The organism is Achromobacter deleyi, from assembly GCF_016127315.1.
Taxonomy (GTDB): domain Bacteria; phylum Pseudomonadota; class Gammaproteobacteria; order Burkholderiales; family Burkholderiaceae_B; genus Achromobacter; species Achromobacter insuavis_A.
Map to the genome: position 1 here is coordinate 2,506,636 of NZ_CP065997.1, position 24,700 is coordinate 2,531,335.

The following is a 24,700-nucleotide window of genomic DNA, read 5'->3' on the forward strand; positions in this document are numbered from 1 at the left end:
TATACCGCTCGACTACCCTAGCCGCTACTCATGTGGCCTTTACCTCGGGAATGTCGTCGGCTGGCTCCGAGTAGTTCGCGCCCATCACAGCATCCTTGCATTCAGGGCGCTTGGCCCACTCCGATACCATGCGCCCGCCAGAAGTAGCGTGCAGCATGTCGTTGACTTCTTTGGCCCAGATAGCAATCTGCGACATCAGCTCCGGCGATGCAGCTTGTTTGGTCCAGATGCGATCAAGGTCGATGCGTGCACCCAGCTTTTCGGAGAGCACGGCGATAGTGTAGGAGGTTACGTTCGCTTGGAATGCTTGGAACATCGGCCGCAGCAACTTCTGGGTTTCTCGATACAGTTTGGCTTTGGCTATCATTGCCTTGAAGTCGGCCACATTTGGCAACGGCATCTCTTGGCCGTCAATGGGCGAGAGCGCGGCCATGAAGCTGTCGAAGTTCTTCTGCGAACCCCTGCTCACGATATCCGGCTTGCAGTCCCAGGCGTTGAGGTACTTTGCCAAATCGGTCTTGGTCACGCGGCGGGCCGATGGAATGGCCTCCTTCAGTGCCCTGAGACGAGCTGGTGTATTCCCCTCGCGAGTGAGTAGGGTGTTGTAACTTCCTGCGGCGCGCTCGTAGAACCATTGACCCACCCCGTCTGGGCAGTAGACCGAGCGCGACAGCTTTTCGATCTCTACGTGGAATGGCTTATTGGCTGAGAGGTCCGACTGGCGAACTGCGTTCTGGCTGTTGGCGTAGCGCGAGATGTCGGACACCAAAGCTTCCTCCTTGGTGGAGTCCTGTACCTTCATCACGATGATCTTCGCGGGCACGCGGACGTGACCGAGATCCGTCTCAGGATGTTTCTTCTTGGTGAAATAGAGTGAGGCCGTCGTTTGGCCGCCGTTGACGATTTGCAGCCCTTTGAGCCAGGCGATGCCCTGCTCGCCCTGGGATGTCTTGCCCAAGATCATCTCATCAGCCACGATCACAATTCCATTGTTGTAGGCCATGAACCGCTCGGGTGCCGAACGTAGCGTCGACTGAATACCGGCGTTGACACTTTTCTTGCTTGTGACGCTGAGGAAGGATCGGACATTGGCCTCAAGTAGGCGTGCGCCAAACTTCTCATAGAGCAGCCGCAGGGCTTCGCCTGGAACTGCCGTCAACGCGTAGTCATAGTCATCGTTTTCGCCTGGTACATAGACGCAGGGCAGGGAAGATCCTGACACCTCATTGAAGTCAACAACCAGTTCGTCGCGCGGCTTTCCCTCGGACGTGTGCCTATGCAGCCGCTCGATGTCCATCACTTCCAGGCGCACGGCCTTGCCACCAATGTCACGTGTCTTGAAACTCTTGGATTTGGCCACACGGTCCGTTATTACGTAGACGCGGATCTGTTCAAGGTCATTAAAGACAGTCTGCAGCGTCTCGGCCAATGAGCGCACGTCGCTGGATGGATCGAGCCTTTTGGCCATCTTCCCTTCGGCGCAAAGTGTCAGAAAACGCAGGCAGCGCTCGGCAGCTAACTTGGCTTCGGAATCTGCGATGGGTGTGAGCTCATCGACGCCGGCATACAGGCTCACGAATAGGTCCAGCTGGTCGCTGTCTTCGGAAATGGAGTAGCCACTGAGCCGCAGGATTGCATTGCTCACAGTGCCTTCGAAGTGACACTCGACGGGTTCGAAGGTCATGCCGATCTCCGACATGTGTTCCATGACAATGCCGGCGAAGACCAGTTCCTCGTAGAGCGCGCCATCGCGCAATTGAGATTTCACTTCGGACTGCGTCTCGCGCAGGAAGTCCAGCAAAGTAGAATTCATATCGCTCTCAATCTCTTCAATGCATCAGCGGCCGGGATACTCGATCCCGCGACCTTGCCGAGGTCAATCTCGTAGGCGACTCTAGCAATACCCAGTGGTACGCTGTCCGGCGTGAGGCGGGGGAATCCGTCCTTCACCTCGATGACGAGAATGTTGACCAGCGTGAATCGGCGGATATAGTTGTCCGCGTGGGCGTCAAAGTAGCCGGCGGCAATCAGCCGCTCGCTCAACAGACGAATGGCCTCGGCTTCGCCCGCGGCGACATCGCGCATCTCCGCCACTAGTTCCGGCAGACTCTGCCCGGTTTCACTTTGGTGCAGACGCGTGCCGGCGAGGAACAGCGGCTGGCGCGCGGAGTCATCGAGCTGTTCGAGCGAGCCGATTTTGGCGGGGAATCCCGCGGCCGAAATAGTGGCCTTGACCTCCAAAGCCCCGGTGCCGATCTCGAAGTCTTGGATGCCATCGAGCGGACCAACCCACGATTCGATGGCGGAGATCACCGGCACGCCCGCGTCGATGATTGTCCGAAGCAGCGTGAGCTCTCCCACCAAGCCGATCTCAGCCTCAGGGCTTAGCGACTGCGAACCCTTGCGCATGAACTCTTGCCATGCGCCAACCCGACCGAGAAACACTTGCAGTAGCTTCCTTTCGGTTGCTCCGGCCGAGGCTGCCTCGTCCAGCGTTCCCACCACGTCGCAAACCATGGCGGCAAAGAGTTCAGCGCTGCCGGCGGTCCGCCTCGTCAGCGCGAGGCGTAGCTGGTGGATGCCGTCGGAATCCGCGCGCTCAACGCTGAATCCCTGGCCTTCGGGCAGCTTTTCAGCCGGCGTCAGTCGGGCAGAGGGGAAGCCAAGCAGAATCGCTTCGGCGTTGTCAGGCGAGCGTCGACCCGCTTGCACATCGACGGGGCCGGCTGGCGGCAGCACGATGGCTTGCCAACCTGGTGTGGGGTCATCAGCGGACAGCGATAGCCACGCGAGCAGGAACTCTTCATTCGGACGGGCCATATTCCTGAAGCCAGTAGAGGTGGTTGACTTCGTATTCCACGCTGATAGCGTTGTCGCTTGCAGGGAACGCGATGGCAAAGGCCATGATGGGTTTATCCCAATCGGGGACGATTAAACGTTCGGGAGTCGTGCTCTTGTCTTTGTAGATGTAGGGTGTGAGAGGATAGAGCAGTAGCAGTCCGCGATCCGCTTCGCCGCCGAGCTTACCGCGCGTTTTTCGGATGCCTTTGCCGCTTGGGAAGGTCGATGGATTGCTTGGCTCGCGCTTGGATGCTGCTCTGGTGCGAGCCAATGCGTCTCGCCAGGCATCATCGTTAAGGTCGATGCCCTCATCCTTCGGATCGGTGAGGACGCCGATCGCGAAGAGCTTCGGATCGATCTTCTCCTGGTCGTCAGGGTCCTCGGTCTTACGTATCGAATAGGTCGTCGAAGGTTTGCCACCGGGGAAGGTGTGTGGTTCGCCCGAGCCCTGGCCACCGGCGAGCAGGGCAACGCTCCACTTGGTGAGCTGCCCGATATCGACCATCTTGATGATGAACTCCGAGAGTAGTGCGGATTTCGCGCTGCTAGCGTTCGGATGCGTCGCGTAAGCCCCCAGGAACGTAAGCACCTTGGATGCATCCACATCTCTCCAAAGGCGAGCGCCAGGCCAGGAGTCTGGGTCGCCATCTCGGCCGTATTTTGGATCAGGGAGCCAGTTGTCGCCGAGGGATGCGATCAAGGCGTCGGTGGCTTCCAGGTTTTGCTGTTGGATCGCCGCATCCCGATGGAAGAGGATGGTCTGAGGTCGTGTTCCACTGTAGCTGAGCGAGAGGGTCTGCGCGTTTCGCATTTTCAACCGGGAGGTGACAGTAAGTACCTCGTGCGACATAACTTTGAGGCCGTACTGTTCTGGCGTCAACTTGGCATCGGCCATGAAGTCGAACTCATCCCGCAGCTCCTCCGATGCATCGGCAATGTGGGCGAACCATCTCACCAAGTCGGGGGACGTGTAGAGACGGCATAGGTCCAGGTAGCCAGGGCGGTAGCCAAACCAGCGACCCATCTGCATGAGAGTGTCATACATCTTGGTGGTACGGACGAAGTAGCTCACGCACAGCCCTTCCAACGTCAGGCCACGAGCCAGCTTGTCTCCGCCAACCGCAATTACTTTGAGGGCAGAACCCGGAGTTGCATAGTCGAGCGCGTCTTTCGCGGTGCCATTGATCGACCGGACCTCAATATCATCGAGCACGTCGGGCAAGGCCTTAAGGACATCGTTCCAACTGGGCATCGCCGGCGGACGTTCGTCCGGCGGCGAAAGTTCAGCGACTTGGTCCCGGATGGGGAGGAAGTCCTTCTCCCAGAGCTCGCGCAACTGATTGAGCAATACGTCGGCATCGATTCCGCGCGTAATCTTCTGCCGCATGCGACGGACAGCCTCTTCAACCTGTTCGCGCACATGGGTCTGCACGTCAATGAGCCGTGTAACGTGGATAAGCATTGAACTGTGCTGGTCCCCTTGGCCGCGCAGGTCTCGCACGGCGCAAGCAAGGACGAATCCACAGATAGCCTCGTGCAACGAAGGAGGGATGATCTTCTGGCCGTTGTAGGTCGGCACATGGGTCTTCTTGTGCTTAGGTGGCATCCAGCCTGAATCAGCCTTGGGGTCGTAGTGGTCCGCGATGTTCCGCGAGAGCGGCAGCGCGCCCGTGCGCCCATCTTTGGTCATCTTGCCGAACATGCGGGTTGGGCCTACATAGTTGGAGGGCGCGGCAAGGTTGATGATAAAGGCCCGTGGGAAAAGGTCGGGTCCCTCTTTGGTTGTCGTGCCCTTGTGATGAATGAAGATGTTGGCAAATGGAGTGGCGGTGTAGCCGACATAGGCCTTGCGGGTAAAGGCGTGCAGCACTTGCCGGATCAGGCTGTTAATTGTCTTCGGCTGATGCTCTTCATCTGGCGTCCCGTCGTCATTGAACATCTGTTCGCCCGTGTCGACCGATGCATGGTCTGCCTCGTCGTCAATCACGAGAAGCGGTAGCTTGGTCACGAGCTTACGGCCGTCGACTGAGTCAGTGCTGTCGGCCACGCGCGTCCGGATCCAGTTTAGCAACTCCGTGAGGACGGTTTTCTGCTTCTTGACCACGAAAAGCCAGGGCCGCTCTTCGGGCGAGATGCCGTGGAAGTGTTTGGCGATGGCCTTGTTGAAGTCACCATTCTCTGCTCGAGTGGTCGCGGAGTTGGTCTTCAAATCCTCGCCGAATTCGGCTACGCCGATGGGCATGCCAGGATCTCGGTCGACGGTCGTCTCGTAGCCCAGGAAGCTTTCCTCAAGCCGCATCTGGGTTTGCGATCTCAGGTTGTTATGCATGCCTGCAAGCACGATTATGATTTTGTAGCCGGCGTCAGCGGCCTTGCAGATGAGGCCTGAGTAGTTACTGGTCTTGCCTGACTGCACATGGCCGACAACGAGCCCGCGGCGGTCCCAGTCGTCGGAGCGTTGTGGATCTTCTAGCAGACCAAGAATTTCATCCGTGGCTCCATTGAGCTCTTCGACCACAGAGTCGGAGAGCTTGGCTTCGAGGAAGTCTCGGTAGCGACGCCAGTAGTGCCAATCGCGCTTGCGAGCGGCTGAGAGCCAGTCGAAGTGGTTCGTATTGTCCTTGAGCGTGGTGGCCTTGCCGATCCGATGGCTGAATCGCTGGATCAGAGCGATGACAGCCTTGTTTTGGTCAACGGCGTCCGGTGAAGCGCCCGCGAAGATAGTGGCAGCCAACTGTACCTTCTCGGCAATGAAGGCCGGAGTGATCATGGATGGATCTTTCTCCGCCTTGATCAGTCGCTGCGCAGTGGCAATGACATTTTCCAACAATTCAGCCTGAGCGGCTGTCGCTTCTGCTGCGGTCATTGATTCCTCCCTAGTGTTGCGACCAGCGTCGGATATTTCTGAAATGGTTCGGTCCTCAGCATCGACCTCCGGGCCTCCTCTTCGCTCAGGCCTTTACGTTCGATCAGGTCATTGAAGAGTACGGTTGCAACCTCGATGACGGTAGCAGTCGGTTCGCCCTCGAAGTCCGTGCGTGGCGTTTCCTTGTTCTCTGCAGTGTCAAGCCAGATGCGTTGGATTGGAACGGTCTCTTCGATCACGCGTAGCATGGCCCTCACTAGTGGCTGCAGATCTCTGGAGCGTTCCAAGACAGCAGTAACTGACGGGTGCGAATCGTCGATGCGGTAGCGCATGCCAGCTTTAAGTCGTTCGACCCGCCAAGCTTGCCCGATAGGTTGATTGCCTGCAGCAGGAGTCGGCGCCCCGCGGAACGCGAAGACGCGACGGGCGCGATCGCGCGTATTCTCGGCGAGAGCCATCAACCAGGGGCGCAGTGAAACAGGCGGCCGTGCTGTCGACTTGCGGACATCGATCTTCCAGTCGGCGTCGGCAGTATTGGGGATGTCCAGCCGAATGCGCGCTAGGCGATATACTTCCTCGCGATTCCAGGCCTTCGGCCTGCCAAGTCCAAGCCAACCGCCAGTCACCAGCAGCCGTTCGTTGCGATAAACGTAGAAACCTTGCTGCGCAGTCCAGCCAGCCGATCCGGCGTTCTCTTCGAACTCATCAGTGCTCAGCTGGTCGCGGTGGGGCAGAACGTGGCACTGAGCGAGAACCAATCCGCTGTCGGTGCGCTGTTGAGCGACAGGCGAGGCCCACGGCTTAGCTGAGTGTCCCGTCATGAATGGATCCCAAGGTTCGACGGGGCGGTTGTTGATCAGCAGCTTGATTCGCGCGCGAGGTCCTTGCAGTAGGCGATGAAAGACCATGGCCAGATGCGACTCGACGCCGTCGATGAGGTCGCCAAAATTGTCAGCGGTGTAGCCGGCAGTGACGATGCGGTCGAGCCTCTCCCAGAGCACCAGCGTCCCGGCCGCTTTGCCGTCGAGGCTGGCGAGATGTTGCTGAGAGCCGTCGGCTGGGCCCTCGAAGAGCAGCCAATCGCTGTTCGGGTCGGACGCGAGCTCGTCGAGATCCCATCGCAGGCAGCTCCGCCTCTTATCTTTTACGCTGGCGACTGTCAGCCGCCGGCACTGTGAAAGAGACGCGGTCTTCAAGCCCATGCCGAAGCGCCCCAGGTCATGGGCCTCGCGCTTGGTCAAAGGGCTCCTGTCGCCGAGCCTCATCGCACTTTCGAGTCCTGGGTCGTCCATGCCACAACCGTCGTCCAAGATAAGCACGCGGCTGTCGAGGCTATCCCACTGGAAGTCGATGCGCACCTCGCTCGCTCCGGCGGAGATGCTGTTGTCGACGATGTCGGCCAGGGCTGTTGCCGTCGAGTAACCCAACCCCCGCATGGATTCAAGCATGGCGGTTGCGCGGGGCGGAGCTTTGCGCGTTTTCACTATCATTTCCAATAGCCCTTCCCAGGCCAATACTCGAAACCTAATCCCAAGAGTTTGCGCGCAAGCCTTCGATGCTGGTGGTCGGGAGTAGCCACCAGCTTCACCCAGATGCCGCCGGAGACGGCCTCCCGCCCGTCTTCGACCGGCACGTTGAGCGTGGCAGCCTGCGCGAGTACTTGGCCCAGGGCTAGAGACTTAGAGGAGCCGTTCCGTTGAGTTGACTTGCTAGGCGGCGCAGTTTCCGCAATGCAGGGGGTGTCGGCTTCGGGGGGGGCTCGTTCTTGAGAGACGAAGATGTGTTCCTTGCGCTTCAGGCCCAAAGCTAGTCGTGCGAGGGGTTCTGTCCGAGCCGAATGCCGGAGCTTCCTGAGCGCCTTGCCTTCGATTTGCCGGATCCGCTCTCGCGTCAAATCGAAGCACGTGCCGATCTCGTCTAGTGTGAGTGTCTCTTGAACCCCAATGCCGAATCGCATCCGCAAGACCAGCTCTTCCTTGCGGCCCTTCGTCGAGAGAGACGAGACGAAGCGGTCTAGCACTCGATTCAGTTGCATCTCGTTGACAACGTCCGCTGGATCGGGCACCGAATAGATGTCGATGGCTTTCATGTCGTCGGTGAGCAGCTCATCGATGTAGGAGACGTCGAGCGCGATACGCTGCAGCGCCGCAAGCTTGTGATGCGACATTTCCATGCGTTCGGCCAGTTCGTCGAGGGTCGGTCTACGGTTGGTGGGTGTTTCGAAGGTCCGGGTGATGCGCTCCATGCGCTGGATCTTCTCGTGGATGTGAACCGGGATTCGGATGGTCCTGACTTTGTCGGCGATATGGCGGCCGATCTGTTGCCGGATCCACCACGTGGCGTAAGTCGAGAAGCGATAGCCGCGGCGCCAGTCGTAGCGGTCCACGGCTTTAAGCAGCCCGATGTTTCCCTCCTGTGCCAAGTCGTCCAACGGCTCTCCGCTGTACAGATATTTTTTGGCTTGAAAGAAGGCCAGCTTCAGGTTGGCCGTTGTCATCCGATCGCGAGCCTTTCGGAAGTTGGTCATGGCGCGCTGGAATCCATGGCAGGGAGCGATTTGATACGGGGCATCAATCAGCTCCAGCAAGAAGCGACGATTGAGGCGCAGGGCCGCAAGCGCCTGGCGGATCTCATGCGGTGGTGTCCGGGGTGCTACGTTTGCCTCAATCAAGGCGGCCAGTCGCTGGAGCGCGTCGGCAAAAGTGGCTTTGCCAGGGTTTACAGCTGTTTCTTGCCCTAGCTCATCGGCCTCGGCCGTGGCATTTTCCGGCTCCGCGGCCACGAGCATGCTCGTTTCCAAGTTTTCGTCTGAGGCCGGCTCCGGATCTACTTCGGCCCCGCCGACCCAGATCGAAGAGAGTTGGCGCGATCCTTTGATAGCCTCGGCGCCTGCGGCAAGCGTTTGCGAGATGCCATCCGGCCATCCGGCAAGTTCATCAAGTGCGTCATCGAGGGCCGCTTCCATGTCTTTGGCGAGCTGAATTTCCTCGTCAGCTGTGAGCAGGGGCAGGCGTTGAAAGTCGCGCTGATACATTTGCAGCGGCTCATGGCGAGATGACGCGGCGCGGTCGATTGCGACCAGGACCTCGTCAAGGATGATCTCTTCATCGGGCGTTTCTTCGGGATCGATGAATACCTCAAAGCTCTCGTCGACGTTCGAGTATTCAAATCGCTCGTCGACCTCGGCACCAAGGTCGTTGATAACCATGGTCAAGTAGGCTTCGGCCCAGGAATTGACCGACCGGTCGTCGTTAGTCGACTGGTTTTGAACATCCAGGCCTGGTACGCTGCCTTCGCGAATTGCTCGCAGGAGCAGGCGCCTGAGTTGCGCGCGGCCTTCGGCGTCATCCACTCGGGTCAGCGGCAGTGCCAATGCGGGCAGGTAAGCGTCGATGTCATTCCACTCGGCCGAGGAATCGATTGGCTCATGAGCGGTGATTGCTGTCTGGACTGTGCTGGCCGAAATCAGGACGGTCAGGTTGGCAACGGGTTTTGTAGGTTCCTCTTCGACTTCCCAACCGGAGAGGTCGAACTCTCTATCGTCTATCTCGTCGACCGCAACTTCGGGAGCAACTTTCTCGGCCTCAACTGGCGTGGACTCCAGGGCGATGACCTCAATGGGGGAGGAGAACTCAGCGGCGGTACCCGGCGACGGATAGGTTTGGGTGTCGGAAGACGGAAGGGGAGGGATCGGTGTGCGAGCGACGTCGAGGATTGCTGCGGTGGCTTCAGCTCCTGCAGCGACGGCGATCTCAAAAGCGGTCCTGCCAGAAGGGTCGAGCAAACCCTGGTCGGCACCCGCGGACAGCAGCAGCTTGCAGATATTCGGCTTGTTGCGAGAGGCGGATAACATGAGGGGAGTCAAACCACGGGCGTCGCGGGCGTTCAGGTCGTCGCCCCGCTCGATGTGTATTTGAACTGCGCTCTCGACGCCGGCTATCACGGCCAGCCGTAGGAACTGGCTTAAGGGGCGGCTACTGGCGATGTACGCTTCGTTCATAAGAACATGCCCTTTCCGTCCGGCTGATTCGTGGGCTCTATTTCTTGCTCGTTCAGCTTGCCATTACGTTTTGTCGCAATGTGCAGATCCTGGCCAAGCATTTTGGTTCTCCTGGGCCGACGCGGCCATTTTGTTTTCTGGGAGTTACAAAATTGTACAGGATGCCCGTGGGTCAGTATTCGGCATTGCACAGGAAGCGGTTATCAGGGCGCGAGATAGTGACACATTATTTACGCAGTCCTCTCACAGGCCCCGCTCAATTTGACCCTGCTGTTTCCATTCCGCTTACACAAAGCGCCTTATTGCCGCCACGCTAGTTACGTGTTGGTTTCACGATTGCCACGTAACGCTGATCGAAAACTCAGGTGTATTTAGAAAATACGGGATCCGAAAGGATGGACGCGTATCTTTGGTTTGTTTGTCCCCACCGAGTTCCGACATTCTTTGAGCTGCATTCTTCGAGCTCAAAGAATGTGGCCGCTGAGCGTGATGCCGTTAGGAATCATGCGTTGCGGCCGATGGGGACAGTCTTCTTCTATAGTGCGTCCAACAAGGGCGCTGTGGTACCTGACTGCGGCCATGGGCCGGTGTTGCCGCCGCGGCGCTTGAGGACCTGCGATGGTGCTATCAAGTCCAATGCATGTCGTCAGTTCGGACCCGCAATGAGTCCAGAGACTATGGGGCGCATGGCTTGTTGGTACTTCATCGTGCCTGCAGCGGCGAACGAGTTGCTGCTGTGGGCTATCGCTATCCCATGCTCTAACAGAGTCAACAATGAACAGCCAGTTGGAAGACATACTGTGCCAGAGATATCCGAAGATCTATGCCGAGAGACAGGCCTCTAAAGGCGCAAGCAGCATGGCATGGGGGATCATGTGCGGCGACGGTTGGTTCGACCTGCTCGATGCGCTGTGCTCTTCGTTACAGTTCCAGACCGATCGATGCGGCGCTCCGCAGGTTGTAGCCTCGCAGATCAAGGAGAAGTTTGGCGTGCTGAGTTTTCATAGAAGGGATGCAAGTGAGACGCAGCGCGGCATGATTGCGATGGCGGAAGCCATGTCTACGAGGATTTGCGAGAAGTGCGGCAAGCCGGGGCGGATACTTGCGGTCGACTCGTTGAGGCAGACTCTGTGTACAGAGCATGCCCCTGACTGCGCAAGGCCTCTGGGCGCCGATTAGCGGCTCAAGTGGGCCGCAATCCCATTGCGTGGAGGCGCGCGGCTTCGTGAGGCTTTACCTGTATTTTTTCTGAATCTGTGTTTTGCAGGTAAAAGTCATGATTATCAGTATGTTAAGAGTCGAGCTAAGCTTGGCCGCGCCTGCCTGCAGATGACTCGTAGTGCTAGCTTTCCATCGATCGGAAAATTGAGTACGCAGTTGAGTATAAATTCTGATCTGGATTGGTCGAGCGCAGTAGATTCAGTAGCTTAGCCTCCAACTTCCTGTTCAACGTCTGACGCCTCGTTTCAGACATACCCGCGCCAGGCTGGCGCGGGCCTTTTTCAGATAAAGGCCCGCACCTGCCTGGCGTTTGCAATTCCCTTCGCGGCGCGGTCTTCAGAACTTCGCCTGCAAGCTCAACGTCACCCGCCGCGGCTCGCCATAGATCAGGCCGTTGTAGAAGCCATACTGGCGGTAGTAGGTCTTGTCGAACAGGTTGCTGACGTTGAGCATGGCCGACAGATGGCGGTTGATGTCGTAGCGCGCCATCGCGTTGAACAGCGCATAGCCCTTCAGCGGAATCGGCGAGTCGTCGAAGCCGCCGCGGCCATTCGGCCGGCCGGGGTAGGGCTCGGACACCGTCTTGCCTTGCCAGGTCAGGCCGCCGCCGATGGTCAGCCCCCGCAGCATTCCCTGCAGTCGGTAGGTGGTGTTCAGCCGCAGCAGATGGCGCGGGTCGGGGCGCTCGGCGGTGTCGTTGTTGCCGACGTCCAGATAGGTGTAGCCCAGATAGACGTTCCAGGCGGCGGTCATGGCGCCGGCGATCTCGGTGTCGACGCCCTTGACGATGACGCCGGTGCCGGGCCGGTAGGCCTGGTCGCCATCGGGCGTCAGCCTGTCGCCGTCTTTCAGGGCGACGTTCTTCTGCAGGCTGCGGAATGCCGACACGGCGGCATTGAGCGCGCCATTGAACCATTCGCCCTTGATGCCGGCCTCGTAGCTCGCGCCCGTGATGGGCTTGAGGGTGTCGCCGCCTTCGTTCTTGCTGGTCTGCGGCGTGAAGACATCGGTGTAGCTGGCGTAGACCGAGTAGGTCGGCGTCAGCCCATAGACCAGGCCGTAGTAGGGCGTCCAGGCGTGGGCGGCGTTTTCGCCGGTGCGCGCGCCGCGGACGCCCGCCGCGTTGTAGTTGTCGCTGTGGATCTGGTAGAGGCTGCGGCGCAGCCCGGTGATCAGGGTCAGGTCGTCGGCAAGCTCGAAGCGGCCCGCGACGTAGCCGCCGTAGAGCGTTGTCCGGGTGACGCGGCGGGCGTCGGTGCGGAACGCGCGGATGTTGCCGTATTCGTCGCCGCGCCAGGCGCGCCAATCCGCCACGGGCAATTCGGTGCGGTACTGGCAGCGTCCCTTGAAGCCGGCGATGCCATCGATGCTGCAGTTGCTGCTGTTGAAAGTCCAGGATGGTTCGTCCATGCGGGAGCCGTTCAGGCCGACGAGCAGTTCATGCCGGCGTCCGAGCAGTTCCAGCGGGCCGGACAGATCCAGCGAGAAGGCGTCGGTTTCGCCTTCCGTTTCCGAGTGGATGGCATTGAGGTAGGCGCCGCTGCCGTCCTGCTTCCAATGGGGCCAGCGGACCTTGCCGTTGTTGACCTTGATGGCGCCCTTGTTGTTCAGGTCCGCGCGCGAGGTGTGGGCATAGTCGGCGCGCAGCTTCCAGTCGTTGTCGAAGCGATGGTCGAGCGAGGCGAACAGCGTCTTCGCTTCCATGTCGCTCTTGCTCCAGTCCGCCGCGAGATTGAGGCTGCGGCGGAAATGGGTCGGCGAGCCGTCCGCGAACCAGGCGGGCACGTTGGCGCCCCAGGAGGCGCCGTGGAAGATGCTGTGTTCGTACTGGAAGCCCAGCCCCACCTGCGTGCGGGCGGTCACATCCATGGCGACGCTGGCCAGGAACCCCTGCCGTTCGATGCCGGAGCGGTCGCGGAATCCGTCGGAGTCCTCGCCGCTGAACACCAGGCGCGAGCGGACGCGGCCGTCCGCCGCCAGCGGTATGTTGATGTCGCCGACGGCATTCTTCTTGTTCCAGCTGCCGGTGCGCAGGATCAGGCTCGCGCCGAGCGTGCGGCCAGGGCGCTTGCGCACCAGGTCGACGGTGGCGGAGGGATCGCCGATGCCGCCCATCAATCCGTTCGCGCCGCGCACGATGCTGACGCGGTCGTAGAGATCCATGTTGATCGCGCCGCTGCCGCCGCCGTTGAACGAGGACCCGCCGATGATCGACAGGCCATCGACCTTGTAGTTGGTGATGTCGAATCCGCGGGCCCGGTAGGTGGTGCGCCCGCCGTTGTCCAGTTCGGTGAAGGTGATGCCGGTGGTGCTGCCCAGGACGTCGCCGATGGACTGCATGCCCTGGTCGTCCATCTGCTGGCGGGTCACCACCGACACGGACTGCGGCGTTTCCTTCGGACTCAGCGTCAGGCCCGTCGATGCCCGGGTCGCGGGCACGGTATAGGCGCGTGTCGCCTCGGTGGGCTCGTCGGCCTGGCCGCTCACTTCAATGGCCGGCAGCGTGGCCGGTCCGGGCGATGTGTTGCCGGCGGCATCCGGCTGCCGCGCCTGGACGGGGGCGGCAGCGGATGCCAGGGCAAGCGAGATCAGGCCAAGCAGTACGGACGAACCTGACGAGTGGTGGTGCATGACAATTCATCCCTGTTCATATTGGAAAAGAAGCGCCATTGATTGGTATTTTTATTTATGAAAATGGCTGCCCAGGGAATATGCCGGATATCAGCCGGGATGGACCGCGCAACGCGCGATGGCGCGGCAAAAGAAGACTTGTTGAAGGGGGGGCGGCGCCGCCGCGCGGACGGGATCATGCGGTGCGATGGCGAGGAGCGCGGAGCTTCATCGCCATGCCGACGCACCGGCACCGTGTGCGCTCACCAGGGCTGCAGCAGCCAGCCCTGGTCCGTTGCCCGCAGCCGATCGGTCAGCGCGAGGTTGTCGAGGAACGCCTCGTCATGCGACACCACGACCAGCGCGCCAGGATAACCGCGCAGCATGCTTTCCAGCGCGAGCGTGGAGGGCAGGTCGAGGTGATTGTTCGGCTCGTCCAGCAGCAACAGCCGCGGCGGCGGATCGGCGTAGAGCACGCGCGCCAGCGCCGCCTTCAGCCGTTCGCCGCCGCTGAGCGCGCCGCTTGGCGCCGTGACCTTGTGCGCGTCCAGGCCGAGGTGCGCCAGGCGCATGCGCAGCTCGCCTTCGTCCAGGGCCGCGTTGACGGCCTGCAGCTGTTCGAGCGCGGGCCGATCCGGCGCCAGGTCGGCCAGCCGCTGGTCGAGATAGACGCATTCGGCCACGCCTTTGCGCTCGCCAGACAAGGGCGCCAACTGGCCGGCCAGCACCTTGAGCAAGGTGGATTTGCCGCAGCCATTCGGGCCGGTGACCGCGACGCGTTGCTGGCCGCCCAGCAGCAGGTCGACGTGGCGGGTGGGGCCGTCGATGAAGGGCAGGGTGACGGCATCCAGCGCCGCCACGCGCCGCTGTGCCGCCTGCGCGACGGGCAGGGCATGCAGCGAGATGTCGGCGTCCCTTTTCACCTGCGCCGCGGCATCGCGTACGGCCTGGGCCAGGCGGTCATGGGCGGCGGCATGTTGCTGGCGCAGCCTGCCGGCCGAGTCCTCGCTGCGGCCCTTTTGCCGGTCGAGCAGGATCTTCGCCTGGTTGGCTTCCTTGCCATGCCGCTGGCCGCGCGCCTGCCGGCGCTCCTGCCGTTCGCGCTGCGTCTGCATGGCCTGTTCTTCGCGGCGGCGTTCGAGCTTGCGGTGTTCGAGCCGCTCCAGCGCATTCGATCGTTCCTGCGCCTTGCCGGTGGCATAGGCGCCGTAGTTGCCGCCATAGCTGCGCAGGCCCAGCGACGACAGTTCGACGATGCGCGTCAGGGTGTCGAGCAGTTGGCGGTCGTGGCTGACGACCAGCAGTCCGCGCGGCCAATGCCGCAGCTGTTCGATCAGCGCCTGCCGGTTGCGCCGGTCCAGGTGATTGCTGGGTTCGTCGAGGATGAGGAAGTCCGCGTCGGACAGCATGGCGCTGGCCAGCGCCACGCGCATGGCCTCGCCGCCGCTGAGGGCGCTGGCCGGCGTCGAGGCGTCGAGATGGCCGAGGCCGTCGCGTGCCAGCGCGTGTTGCAGGCGTTGGCGGATGTCCCAGCGGTCGCCGACGCGCTCGAAGTCTTCCGGCGCGCTGCTGCCGGCCTCGATGCGCGCCAGCGCCTCCAGCGTGGCTTGCACGCCGGCCAGGCTGGCGATGGTGGCGCCGGCGGGTGGGGACACCTGTTGGGCCAGGTAGAAGACGTTGCCCGATCGCAGGCAACGTCCGCTCGATGGCGACAACTGCCCGGCCAGGATCTTCGCCAGCACGGTCTTGCCGGCGCCATTGCGCCCGACCAAGCCGGTGGGGCGCGGGTCGAAGGTTTCGTCGAGTCCGGAAAAAAGCGGGCTGCCATCGGGCAGCAGGTACGACACGCTTTCCAGCGTGAGATAGGGAGTCGTCATGCGTGATGCTTCCAGGGATGCCAGGAACTCCCCCAGCGAACGGGGGCGGGTGGAGACTGGCCGTCAGGGCGACGGCGGCATCAATGGCGCATGGGACGAATACCTCGATGAATGGCGATCAGGCCGTTACTTTAAAAGCCCTGGGGGAAATTGGCAAAACGCGCGCGGGGCAAGGTCGTTCGGGCTGGCGGGAAGCGCACGCGGCAAGGGCATTCAGGCCCGGGGAAGCATGCGCGGCGTTTCAGGCCTCGAGGGCCTGCGCCACCGCCCAGCCCGCGAGGTACAACCCGACGCCGAACGACGCATGCGCCATCAGGCTGCGCAGCCGCGCCACGCCGGGTTTCGGCATCCGCGAGGCCGCGATGCCGGCGCCCATGCCGGGTTGCAGGATCAGGAACGGCGCCGCGACCGTGGCGATGCCGACGATCAGCGCCGGCGGCAGGGTCGGCCGCGCGGCCCAAGCCGGGCCCCAGAGCGCCAGCAGCAGCAGGGCGAACAGGACGCCGATGGCGTAGTGGGCGATCCAGCCGATGGCGCGTTCGCCCGCGATGGGCGCCGAGCGCGCAATGCCGGGATGGGTCAGGCGGCCGCGCGGCAGATGGCCGATCCAGCGGCCGACCATGGCGTAGTCCAGCGACGGCGCGTTGAACAGGCGCTTGAGCAGCAGCGCCCACAGATCCATGACGAGGGTGGCGCCGACGCCGATCAGCACGGCGCGGAGAAGGAGGTCGGGCGGCATGCGGGGAGCTCCGGCAAGATTAAATAACAATCAATAGATTAATTGAATGTTATTCAATAACCTTTCCAGGTGTCAATGTCACGGACGAATGTCGGGGCTTTGCCCGCGCGTAGCGGCAGGGGGGATGGCTTTGGTCGCGACCGTTGGCGGGCTGCCCTGGGCGGCCCCGGGCGCGGTTATTCGCCCTTGCCGCCGCCGGCCGCGCGCAGGAAATTCTCTTCCAGCACGTTCAGCACCCGGTTCAGCGTGTCGATGTCGGCGGCCGACAGGCCCTTGAGCGATTCGTCGAAGAAGGCCGCGCGCTTGGGCAGGGCCTCGTCGACCACGGTCTGGCCGGCCGGCGTGAGGCGGGCGTTGGTCAGGCGGTTGTCGTGCGCATCAACGGCGCGGGCGATCCAGCCGAGTTTCTGCATTGCCTGCAACTGACGGGTGAGCGAGGCGGGATCGAGGCGGCAGCGCTCGGCCAGGTGCTTCTGCGAGCATTGGCCGTTTTCATGCAGCGCCAGCAGGATGCGCCAGCGCGGCAGCGCGTGGCCGACCCGGCCGCTGAAAGCGCTTTGCATGACGCGGTAGGTCTGGCCCATGTGCTGGATGACCTGCAGGCCCTGTTGTTGTTTGGGCAAAAGCTACTCTCCGACGCTGGCGGGCTCCGGCTTGGAGACGCGCGCCAATTGCACCAGGGGGACGCGCCGCACGCACCAGAGCGCCAGCACCGCGACCGCCAGGGCGATGAGTTGCCCTTCGTGGATGGCGCTGACCAGCGCCACGCGCGCGATCTCGATCAGCGACGCTCCATCCTGGCCTTGATGCGCCAATTGTGCCAGGAACTGCGTCTGGGCCTCGGGATTGACCAGCATCTGCGGGTCGTCCAGTTGCGGCAGCCAGCGCGCCGAGGCGCCCCGCAGCGTCGATTCGACGCCGCTGAAGTAGCTGTGGTTGACCATGGTGCCAACCACCGCGGTGCCGAGCATGCCGCCGATCATGCGCAGCGATTGCAGCAGCGCGGTGGCGATGCCCAGGTGGGTGCGCCCGGCGGTCTGCTGCGCGAACACGGTCAGGTTGGGCATGATGAAGCCCATGCCCAGGCCGGCCATCAGCATGTAGCCGGCGATCAGCCAGTGCGCGGTGTAGTTGTGGGTGGTGACGATGCCCAGGCAGGACAGCGCCATCAGCAGGAAGCCCGCGTACAGCATGCGGTTGGGGTTGCGGATGCGGGTGATGATGCGGCCGTTGATGATGCTGCCGACGGTGATGAAGACCACCAGCGGCGTGATCAGCAGGCCGGCGTCCTGCGGCGACAGGCCGAAGCCGCCCTGCAGCAGCAGCGGCGCGTAGAACAGCAGCGAATACATGGTCACGCCGACCAGCAGCGCCAGCGTGAACAGCGTGGCCAGGCCGCGATTGCGGAACATGTCGAACGGCAGCAGCGGATGCGGGCAGCGGCGTTCCCACCAGTACAGCAGGCCGAAGGCGGCGATGCTGCCGACGCCCAGCAGCACGATGGTGGCGCTCAGGCCCTGCTTGGGCAGCAGTTCCACCAGCAGTTGCAGGCCGCCGAGCGCGACGGCGATCAGCAGCGCGCCCTGCCAGTCCAGGCGCACCTTGCCCTCGGTGTGGTTGCGCAGGTGCGGCAGGTAGCGCGCCACGAACCACAGGCCGAGGATGCCGATGGGCAGGTTGACGTAGAACACCGAGCGCCAGCCGTAGTGCTCGGTCAGCGCGCCGCCCAGCGTCGGGCCGACCGCGTTGGCGATGCCGAAGGCCGAGCTGAGCATGACCTGCCAGCGCAGCCGCACGTGGGGATCGGGGAACAGGTCGGGGATGGAGGCGAAGGCCGTGCCCACCAGCATGCCGCCGCCCACGCCCTGCAGGGCCCGCGCCAGCACCAGCGTGAACATGCTGTCGGCGGCGCCGCACAGCACCGAGGCCAGCGTGAACAGCACGATCGCCGCCACCACGAAGGGCTTGCGGCCGTAGTAGTCGCCCAGCCGGCCGAAGATCGGCACAGTGATGACCGAGGTCAGCAGATAGGACGTCGCCACCCACGCGTACAGTTCGAAGCCCTTGAGCTCGGCCACGATGGTGGGCAGGGCGGTGCCCACCACGGTCTGGTCGATGGCGACCATCATCATGACGAAGCACATGCCCAGCATGGCGAGCAGGGTCTGCCGGAAGGGAAGCACCTGGCCGGGCGAGTAAGGGGTGCTGGGGGCGGGGGCGGGCATTGTTGGATGGATCAATTATTGATGAGTCAATAATTCTAGCCCTACAATCCCCGAGACAGAAAACCGTCAGTTTCGGGGTCGGCGCGCAGGCGGGCCCGATTTGTTACGATAGCGGTATGTGCACGCTGGTCATGCTGGCGTCTTCAGCAGGTCTTTCCATGGCAGTTCCTCTCCGCTTGGCGTATCGGCCCCCGGCCTGACGCAGGCGACGGCACGCGATCGAAGACGGATAAATCAGGAAGCCGCGCGTCCGGCGCGACGGCAAAGCGCCATTCCCGCGCCAGGCGCGGCGGGTGGCATTCAAGGATTACCAGTCGAGGTACCGACGGGGCGGCAATGAAAACGTGGTTCAAGCGCATTCTGATAGGCCTGGTGGTGTTGGTTGTCGTGGCCGTCGTTGGCCTGGCCATCTTTTTGCTGACGTTCGACCCCAACGCGTACAAGTACAAGCTCGAAGAGCTGGTCCAGGAACGCTATCACCGCACGCTCACGATCGACGGCGAAATCGAGCTGTCGCTGTTCCCGCGCATCGGCCTGTCGGTGCAGGGCGTGTCGCTGTCCGAGGTCAATAGCACCGAGACCTTCGCCTCCATCGAGAGCACGCGCCTGGCGGTCGCCGTGTGGCCGCTGCTGTCCAACAGCTTCGTGGTCGACCACGTCGCCATCAGCGGCTTCAAGGCGCGCGTGGTGCGCAACAAGGACGGCCAGTTCAATTTCAGCAACCTGGTGGGCGGCACCGCGCCCGTGGTGGCCACGCCCGCCAACCCCGCCGAGGCCCTCGCGGGGGCGGCGCAGACCGCCGCGCAGGCGCTGACCAGCGGCACGCTGCCGACGTCGCGCAACAACATGCAGATCGACATCGCCGGCCTCGACCTGAAGGACGGCGAGGTGCTGCTGCAGGACGAGATGTCGGGCATGGCCGTGGCCGTGACCAAGATCAACGCCAACACTGGCCGCGTGACCTTCAACCAGCCGTTCGACGTGCGCCTGACGGCGCGCCTGGAAGGCGGCAACCCGCGCATCGACGCCAACCTGACCGGGCAGGCGCTGCTGACGCTGGACCCGTCCGCCAAGCGCTACGCGGCCCAGAAGCTCGACCTGCGCATGGACGGCAAGCTGCCGGGCGCCGAGGCCAAGAGCCTGGCGGTGCGCGGCAACCTGGCGTTCAACGGCCAGAAGTCGGCGCTGGACGTGGCCGGCCTGGAAGTCGTGTTCCAGGGCGACGTGACCGACCCGGCCGCGCGCGCCACCAACGTCGACGCCAGCGTGGCCATGCCCAAGCTGTCGATCGACCCGCACAAGAGCCAGTTGCAGATCGAGAAGCTGGCGGTGCGCGCCAAGGGCGGCGTGGCCGACGGCCCGTTCGAATTCGCCGTGGACGCGCCGGCGCTGAACATCTCGCCGACGCAGGCCACGGGCGAGGCCCTGACCGGCCGCGTGCGCATCAGCGGCCTGGACGCCAGCTTCGGCCTGAACGGCATCAGCGGCAACGCCACCGAACTCGACATCAAGGAAGCCAAGCTCGACAGCACCTCCAAGAAGGGCGACCGCGTCGTCAAGCTGACGTTCGCCTCGCCGCTGTCGCTGAACCTGCTGCAGCGCCAGGGCGGCCTGTCGGGCCTGCGCGGCGACGTCAACATCACCGATCCGGGCCTGCCCAAGGGCAGCCTGCAGATCCCCGTGATCGGTAGCCTCAACGTCGACCTGCTCAAGGACACGGCCAGCAGCAAGATCAACGCCGTGCTCGAAGGCGGCAAGTTCGACCTGAGCGCCGACATCGCCAAGCTGAGCGACGCGCCGCAGGTGAACTTCGCGCTGGCGGTGGACACGCTGGATCTGGACAAGCTGGTGCCGCCGGCGGCGGCTGCCGCCGCGCCGGCCAAGCCGCCCGCTGATGGCAAGAAGGACGAAAACAAGCCGGTGCCGCCGGCGCCGGCCGCGCCCGCGGACGATTCGATCAACCTGTCGGCGCTGGTCGGCCCGAGCGTGAACGGCACGCTCAAGGTCGGCAAGCTGGTGGTGCGCGGCCTGAAGGCCGATGACGTCGCCGCCGCCGTCAAGCTGGATCGCGGCAAGCTCGACATCTCCAGCCTGACCGCGGGCCTGTACGGCGGCAAGCTGGCCGGCGCGCTGTCGGTGGACGCGGCGCAGGGCAACCAGCTGGCGACCAAGATGTCGCTGGCGGGCATCTCGATCGAGCCGCTGCTGATGGACCTGGCGCAGCGCAACGTGCTGAGCGGCACCGGCAGCCTGGCGCTGGACCTGAAGACCGCCGGCGCCAACGCCTATGCCATGAAGAGCGGCCTGGGCGGCACGCTGCAGGTGCGGCTGCGCGATGGCGCGGTCAAGGGCATCAACCTGACGCAGACGCTGCGCGAGCTGAAGGCCGCGCTCAAGCCCGAGTCGCAGGACGAAACGGTGGCGGCCGACACCAGCAAGCAGACCGCGTTCTCCGAAATGGATGCCGACCTGGCGTTCACCAAGGGCGTGGCGAGCGTGAAGCGCCTGAACGTGGTGTCGCCGCTGCTGCGCGTGACGCAGGGCGAGCCGGCCACCATCGACTTCGTCAAGAGCGAGCTGGACCTGGTGGCGCGCGCGCGCGTCGTCAATCCAGCCGCCGACCCCGAAGGCAAGGAACTGATCGACCTGAAGGACGTGACGATTCCGGTGCACGTGCGTGGTCCGTTCGAAAAGCCCAGCTACACGCTGCTGTGGAAGGACGCCATCGCCGGCATCCTCAAGCGCAGCCTGGAAAACAAGCTGCGTGAAGCCGTGACCGGCAAGGGCAAGGGCGGCGCGGCCGTGGACAAGGCGCTCAAGGGCCTGCTGGGCAAATGAGCGCCGCCTTCCAGCCCATCGCCCAATGCGGCCACACGGAACAGGCCGAGGCCGCCGCCTATCACCGGCAGTGGCTGGTCGCCAATGATTCGGGCCAATGGCTCAACCGCGAGCTGTGCCCGCGGCTGGCCGACGTGACGGTGGAACTGCGCCTGGGCTACCTGGTGCTGCGCGCGCCGGGCATGCTGCGCATGGATATTCCGCTGGACGTGATCGAGGACGACGACAGCGTGCGCTACAGCATGAAGGTCGGCGAGCAGGTCATCGACGTGGTCGACGAGGGCGAGCTGGCCGCCGCCTGGATCTCGAATTTCGTGCAGGTGCCGTGCCGCATCATGAAGGTGCACCCGGACACGCCGGTGACCGCCTGGCCGGACTGAGTCCGGGGCGCGGCCAGGCGCCGCGCTCAACGCGGGGCGAGACCCGCTTCAGGCCGCCTGCTTGCGCTTGAATTCAAATACGGTGTGGGCCAGCAGGCCCGCCACCAGGCCCCAGAAGGCCGAACCGATCCCCCAGAAACTGAAGCCCGACGCCGTCGCCAGCAGCGTGATGAGCGCGGCTTCGCGCCGCTGCGGGTTGGCCATCGCGGCCGCCATGCCGCCCATGATGGTGCCCAGCAGCGCCAGGCCGGCCAGGGCCGCCAGCAGCGCGGCCGGCAGCGCCTGGAAGAACACCGCGACCGCGCCGGCGACGATGCTCAGCGCGAAGTAGCTGATGCCGTAGGTGGCCGCGGCGATGTAGCGTTTGGACGGCTCGGCGTGCGCCTCGGGGCCGGTGCAGATGGCCGCGCTGATCGCGCCCAGCGTGACGCTGTGGGCGCCGAAGGGGGCGGCCAGCAGGCCCAGGAAGCCGGTGGCGGCGACCAGCCGCGAGGCCGGCGGGCGATAGCCGGCGGCTTGCAGGATGGCCAGGCCGGGCAGGTTCTGCGAGGCCATCGCCACCACGAACAGCGGCACGCCCAGGCTGACCGCGGCCTGCATGCTGAAGACGGGCGTGGTCCAGACGAATTCGGTCAGGTGCCAGTCGAGCTGGTCGACCCGCATGAGGCCCAGGCCGGCGGCCATGGCGACCGCCACGGCCATCACCATCAGCACGGCGTAGCGTGGCGCCCAGCGCCGGCACACCAGGTAGGCGGCGCACATGGCCAGCACCAGCGCCGGCTGCTTGCCAACGTTGGTGAAGATGCCCATGCCGAAGTTGAGCAGCACGCCGGCCAGCATGGCGGCGGCGACTTCACCGGGAATGCGGCGCAGGATGGGATCGATCCAGCCGAACAGGCCGCAGGCCAGCGTCAGTGCGGCGGCCAGCACGAAGGCGCCGATGGCTTCGGGGAACGGCACGCCGGCCAGCGCGGTGACCAGCAGCGCGGCGCCGGGCGTGGACCAGGCCATGACGATGGGCAGGCCGGTGCGCAGGCTGTAGGCCGCGCCGCCCAGGCCCAGCACCAGGCTGAGCGAACCGATCCAGGAACCGATGCGGGCGGCGTCCAGGCCGGCGGCATGGCCGGCCTGCACCATCAGCACCGCGGTGCCGCCAAAGCTGACCAGCACGGCGACCAGGCCGGCCGCGATGGCGGAGGCGGACAGGTCGCGGCGGGCGTTGGGGCGGGAGGAGGGAGTGTCGAAGCCGGGCTGGGCGGTGTCGCTCATGCGGCACCGGTCAGGCGACGGTACTTGGCCATCAGCTGTTCCTGGCCTTCATTCCATTGCGGATGCAGCTCGATGCACTCCACCGGGCAGACCACCTTGCATTGCGGCTCGTCGTGGTGGCCGACGCATTCGGTGCAGCGGTCAGGGTCGATGACGTAGTAGTCCTCGCCCATGGAAATCGCGTCGTTCGGGCACTGGGGCTCGCAAACGTCGCAATTGATGCATTCTTCGGTGATGGTCAGGGCCATGATGGAGGGGCTACGGAATCCGGCAGGGATATTGCAATTGTACTGCCGGGCCCGCGTGGGGCCGGGCAAGCCCCTGGCGCCGACCTGCCCATCGCCTTCGCCACGGTGCGGGCGGGGCGCCAAAACGCAGGGAGGGCGCACGAGGCGCCCTCCGGGAGGGTTCGGTTAGGCGGAGAGCGGGGACGCTCAGCCCGGCCAGGACTGCTCGCGGCGTTCCTTGGCTTTTCCCTGCAACCAGCGTTCCACCGAGGGGAACACGAACTTGCTGACGTCGCCGCCCAGCTGGGCGATTTCGCGCACGATGGTGCCGGAGATGAACTGGTATTGATCCGACGGCGTCATGAACAGGGTCTCGACGTCGGGCAGCAGATGGCGGTTCATGCCGGCCATCTGGAATTCGTATTCGAAGTCGGACACGGCGCGCAGGCCGCGCACGATGACGCGTCCACCCTGGTCGCGCACGAAATCCTTGAGCAGGCCGCCGAAGCTCTGCACTTCCACGTTGGGATAGTGCCCCAGCACTTCGCGCGCGATGTCCACGCGCTCGTCGATGCTGAAGAAGGGCTTCTTGTTGCGGCTGTGGGCGATGCCGACCACGACTTTGTCGAAAAGCGTGGCGGCGCGGCGGACCAGGTCTTCGTGGCCTCTGGTCAGCGGGTCGAAAGTGCCAGGGTAAACAGCGATGATCATGCGAGCTCCGTACCGTTATTAGTGGTGTACACCATCCTCCGAAGCTCGGATTATTGATCTATTTGCGCAATGCAGCAAATTCCAGGAGGTGGTAGTGCACCGCCCCGGCCTTGTCCTGGCGCAGGATCGTGAATCCCTCGGGAGGCTCGATGGCGTTTTCGGCCTCGACGTAGACCAGGCCGCCCTCGGCCAGGATGCCCGGCAGGATCGGCCACAGGCGCGGCAGCCAGCCTTGTCCGAAGGGCGGATCGAGCAGGATGAGATCAAATCGGGACGCATCCATTCTTTCGGCGACCTGCATCGCATCGCCCACGTGGATGCGTATCATGTCGGCTTTGAGCTTGTCGCGCAGTGTCCGCAGCGCGGACGCGGCGGTCTTGTCCCGCTCGACCATCTGCACATGCGCCACGCCGCGCGAGGCCGCCTCGAAGCCCAGGGCGCCGCTGCCGGCGAACAGATCCAGCACCTGCTTGTCGGCGAATGCGCCGCCCCACAGGTGGTTGAGCCAGTTGAACAGCGTTTCCCGCACCCGGTCGGGCGTCGGGCGGAGCGTCTCCACGTCGGGCACGACGATAGGGGTGCGCCGGTATTGGCCCCCGACGATACGAATATACTTGTTACCCATGTTTAGCCGCTTCTTCAAGAAAAAATCCCCTCCGCCCGCCGCGCCGGCCCAGCCCGCGCCGCCGCCGGAGCAGGTGGACGCCGGGATCGCGCCGCAAGCCGAGGTCGAGGTCCCCGCCAAACCCGTAGAGCCCGCCGTTTCGGTGCGCGAATTCGCGCCCGTCGCGACGCCCGAGGTGACCCTGCCGGTGCCATCCGCCGAGGTGCCCGCGCCGGCTTCGGCCAGTGTGCCGCAACCCGCGCCGGCCGTGGTGCCGCAGCCGCAGGCCTCG

17 protein-coding genes are annotated in these 24,700 nt (G+C 63.7%); 3 read left to right on the top strand and 14 right to left on the bottom strand.

Translation table 11 applies throughout. The annotated features are described in order from the left end of the window. Positions 1-28: 28 nt before the first annotated feature. The 5 genes from I6I07_RS11265 to I6I07_RS11285 are packed head-to-tail and all read right to left on the bottom strand — an operon-like array spanning position 29 to position 9,707. Positions 29-1,813 carry an AIPR family protein gene (locus I6I07_RS11265; protein WP_198486691.1) on the bottom strand — a complete coding sequence of 595 codons (1,785 nt, stop codon included), beginning with the start codon at positions 1,811-1,813 and terminating at the stop codon, positions 29-31. Next, entirely contained in the window at positions 1,810-2,820 is a 1,011-nt protein-coding gene (locus I6I07_RS11270) for a PD-(D/E)XK motif protein (protein WP_198486692.1), read from the bottom strand. Before I6I07_RS11270 ends, I6I07_RS11265 begins: the two co-directional genes overlap by 4 nt. Then, a complete protein-coding gene (locus tag I6I07_RS11275; RefSeq protein ID WP_198486693.1) occupies positions 2,804-5,707 on the bottom strand; it encodes a Z1 domain-containing protein in 2,904 nt (967 codons plus the stop codon). Before I6I07_RS11275 ends, I6I07_RS11270 begins: the two co-directional genes overlap by 17 nt. Beyond that, positions 5,704-7,155, bottom strand: coding sequence for an ATP-binding protein (locus tag I6I07_RS11280; RefSeq protein ID WP_198486694.1), 1,452 nt, complete (start codon positions 7,153-7,155; stop codon positions 5,704-5,706). The genes I6I07_RS11275 and I6I07_RS11280 overlap by 4 nt, the downstream gene beginning before the upstream one ends. A gap of 38 nt (positions 7,156-7,193) precedes the next feature. Continuing rightward, positions 7,194-9,707: a sigma-70 family RNA polymerase sigma factor gene (locus I6I07_RS11285; RefSeq protein ID WP_198486695.1), complete on the bottom strand. Its 2,514-nt coding sequence runs from the start codon at positions 9,705-9,707 to the stop codon at positions 7,194-7,196. Positions 9,708-10,481: 774 nt separating this feature from the next. Here I6I07_RS11285 and I6I07_RS11290 point away from each other — a divergent pair. Further along, positions 10,482-10,886 carry a hypothetical protein gene (locus I6I07_RS11290; RefSeq protein WP_198486696.1) on the top strand — a complete coding sequence of 135 codons (405 nt, stop codon included), beginning with the start codon at positions 10,482-10,484 and terminating at the stop codon, positions 10,884-10,886. Between the two features lie 378 nt (positions 10,887-11,264). Here the strand turns inward: I6I07_RS11290 and I6I07_RS11295 are convergent, their stop codons facing one another. The 5 genes from I6I07_RS11295 to I6I07_RS11315 all read right to left on the bottom strand — a co-directional run bounded on the left by I6I07_RS11295 (position 11,265) and on the right by I6I07_RS11315 (position 18,379). Then, on the bottom strand, positions 11,265-13,559 hold the full coding sequence (locus I6I07_RS11295; protein ID WP_198486697.1) for a TonB-dependent siderophore receptor: 2,295 nt from the start codon (positions 13,557-13,559) through the stop codon (positions 11,265-11,267). Between the two features lie 242 nt (positions 13,560-13,801). Then, a complete protein-coding gene (locus I6I07_RS11300; RefSeq protein ID WP_198486698.1) occupies positions 13,802-15,415 on the bottom strand; it encodes an ABC-F family ATP-binding cassette domain-containing protein in 1,614 nt (537 codons plus the stop codon). A gap of 241 nt (positions 15,416-15,656) precedes the next feature. Further along, a complete protein-coding gene (locus tag I6I07_RS11305) occupies positions 15,657-16,154 on the bottom strand; it encodes a DUF2938 domain-containing protein (RefSeq protein ID WP_198486699.1) in 498 nt (165 codons plus the stop codon). A 176-nt stretch (positions 16,155-16,330) separates the two neighbouring features. Continuing rightward, positions 16,331-16,777, bottom strand: coding sequence for a MarR family winged helix-turn-helix transcriptional regulator (locus tag I6I07_RS11310; RefSeq protein ID WP_198486700.1), 447 nt, complete (start codon positions 16,775-16,777; stop codon positions 16,331-16,333). Between the two features lie 3 nt (positions 16,778-16,780). Beyond that, positions 16,781-18,379: an MDR family MFS transporter gene (locus tag I6I07_RS11315; protein WP_035359525.1), complete on the bottom strand. Its 1,599-nt coding sequence runs from the start codon at positions 18,377-18,379 to the stop codon at positions 16,781-16,783. A 336-nt stretch (positions 18,380-18,715) separates the two neighbouring features. Here I6I07_RS11315 and I6I07_RS11320 point away from each other — a divergent pair, with 336 nt between their 5' ends. Beyond that, complete coding sequence (locus I6I07_RS11320; RefSeq protein WP_198486701.1) at positions 18,716-21,217, top strand: AsmA family protein; 2,502 nt, start codon at positions 18,716-18,718, stop codon at positions 21,215-21,217. Continuing rightward, positions 21,214-21,597, top strand: coding sequence for an MOSC N-terminal beta barrel domain-containing protein (locus I6I07_RS11325; protein WP_054428947.1), 384 nt, complete (start codon positions 21,214-21,216; stop codon positions 21,595-21,597). The genes I6I07_RS11320 and I6I07_RS11325 overlap by 4 nt, the downstream gene beginning before the upstream one ends. A 48-nt stretch (positions 21,598-21,645) precedes the next feature. On the opposite strand, the gene I6I07_RS11330 is transcribed toward I6I07_RS11325, so the two are convergent. From I6I07_RS11330 to rsmD, 4 genes are all read right to left on the bottom strand, one after another. After that, entirely contained in the window at positions 21,646-22,866 is a 1,221-nt protein-coding gene (locus I6I07_RS11330) for a benzoate/H(+) symporter BenE family transporter (RefSeq protein ID WP_198486702.1), read from the bottom strand. After that, complete coding sequence (locus tag I6I07_RS11335) at positions 22,863-23,114, bottom strand: YfhL family 4Fe-4S dicluster ferredoxin (protein WP_006391351.1); 252 nt, start codon at positions 23,112-23,114, stop codon at positions 22,863-22,865. The genes I6I07_RS11330 and I6I07_RS11335 overlap by 4 nt, the downstream gene beginning before the upstream one ends. A 186-nt stretch (positions 23,115-23,300) precedes the next feature. Further along, entirely contained in the window at positions 23,301-23,804 is a 504-nt protein-coding gene (gene coaD, locus I6I07_RS11340) for a pantetheine-phosphate adenylyltransferase (RefSeq protein ID WP_198486703.1), read from the bottom strand. A gap of 58 nt (positions 23,805-23,862) precedes the next feature. Then, entirely contained in the window at positions 23,863-24,429 is a 567-nt protein-coding gene (gene rsmD, locus I6I07_RS11345; RefSeq protein ID WP_198487490.1) for a 16S rRNA (guanine(966)-N(2))-methyltransferase RsmD, read from the bottom strand. Between the last annotated feature and the right edge of the window lie 271 nt (positions 24,430-24,700).

Bases quoted from the DNA above. Each gene is read 5' to 3' on its own strand.
- I6I07_RS11265 (WP_198486691.1), bottom strand. From the start codon at position 1,813: ATGAATTCTACTTTGCTGGACTTCCTGCGCGAGACGCAGTCCGAAGTG.
- I6I07_RS11270 (WP_198486692.1), bottom strand. From the start codon at position 2,820: ATGGCCCGTCCGAATGAAGAGTTCCTGCTCGCGTGGCTATCGCTGTCC.
- I6I07_RS11275 (WP_198486693.1), bottom strand. From the start codon at position 5,707: ATGACCGCAGCAGAAGCGACAGCCGCTCAGGCTGAATTGTTGGAAAAT.
- I6I07_RS11280 (WP_198486694.1), bottom strand. From the start codon at position 7,155: ATGCTTGAATCCATGCGGGGGTTGGGTTACTCGACGGCAACAGCCCTG.
- I6I07_RS11285 (WP_198486695.1), bottom strand. From the start codon at position 9,707: ATGAACGAAGCGTACATCGCCAGTAGCCGCCCCTTAAGCCAGTTCCTA.
- I6I07_RS11290 (WP_198486696.1), top strand. From the start codon at position 10,482: ATGAACAGCCAGTTGGAAGACATACTGTGCCAGAGATATCCGAAGATC.
- I6I07_RS11295 (WP_198486697.1), bottom strand. From the start codon at position 13,559: ATGCACCACCACTCGTCAGGTTCGTCCGTACTGCTTGGCCTGATCTCG.
- I6I07_RS11300 (WP_198486698.1), bottom strand. From the start codon at position 15,415: ATGACGACTCCCTATCTCACGCTGGAAAGCGTGTCGTACCTGCTGCCC.
- I6I07_RS11305 (WP_198486699.1), bottom strand. From the start codon at position 16,154: ATGCCGCCCGACCTCCTTCTCCGCGCCGTGCTGATCGGCGTCGGCGCC.
- I6I07_RS11315 (WP_035359525.1), bottom strand. From the start codon at position 18,379: ATGCCCGCCCCCGCCCCCAGCACCCCTTACTCGCCCGGCCAGGTGCTT.
- I6I07_RS11320 (WP_198486701.1), top strand. From the start codon at position 18,716: ATGAAAACGTGGTTCAAGCGCATTCTGATAGGCCTGGTGGTGTTGGTT.
- I6I07_RS11325 (WP_054428947.1), top strand. From the start codon at position 21,214: ATGAGCGCCGCCTTCCAGCCCATCGCCCAATGCGGCCACACGGAACAG.
- I6I07_RS11330 (WP_198486702.1), bottom strand. From the start codon at position 22,866: ATGAGCGACACCGCCCAGCCCGGCTTCGACACTCCCTCCTCCCGCCCC.
- I6I07_RS11335 (WP_006391351.1), bottom strand. From the start codon at position 23,114: ATGGCCCTGACCATCACCGAAGAATGCATCAATTGCGACGTTTGCGAG.
- coaD (WP_198486703.1), bottom strand. From the start codon at position 23,804: ATGATCATCGCTGTTTACCCTGGCACTTTCGACCCGCTGACCAGAGGC.
- rsmD (WP_198487490.1), bottom strand. From the start codon at position 24,429: ATGGGTAACAAGTATATTCGTATCGTCGGGGGCCAATACCGGCGCACC.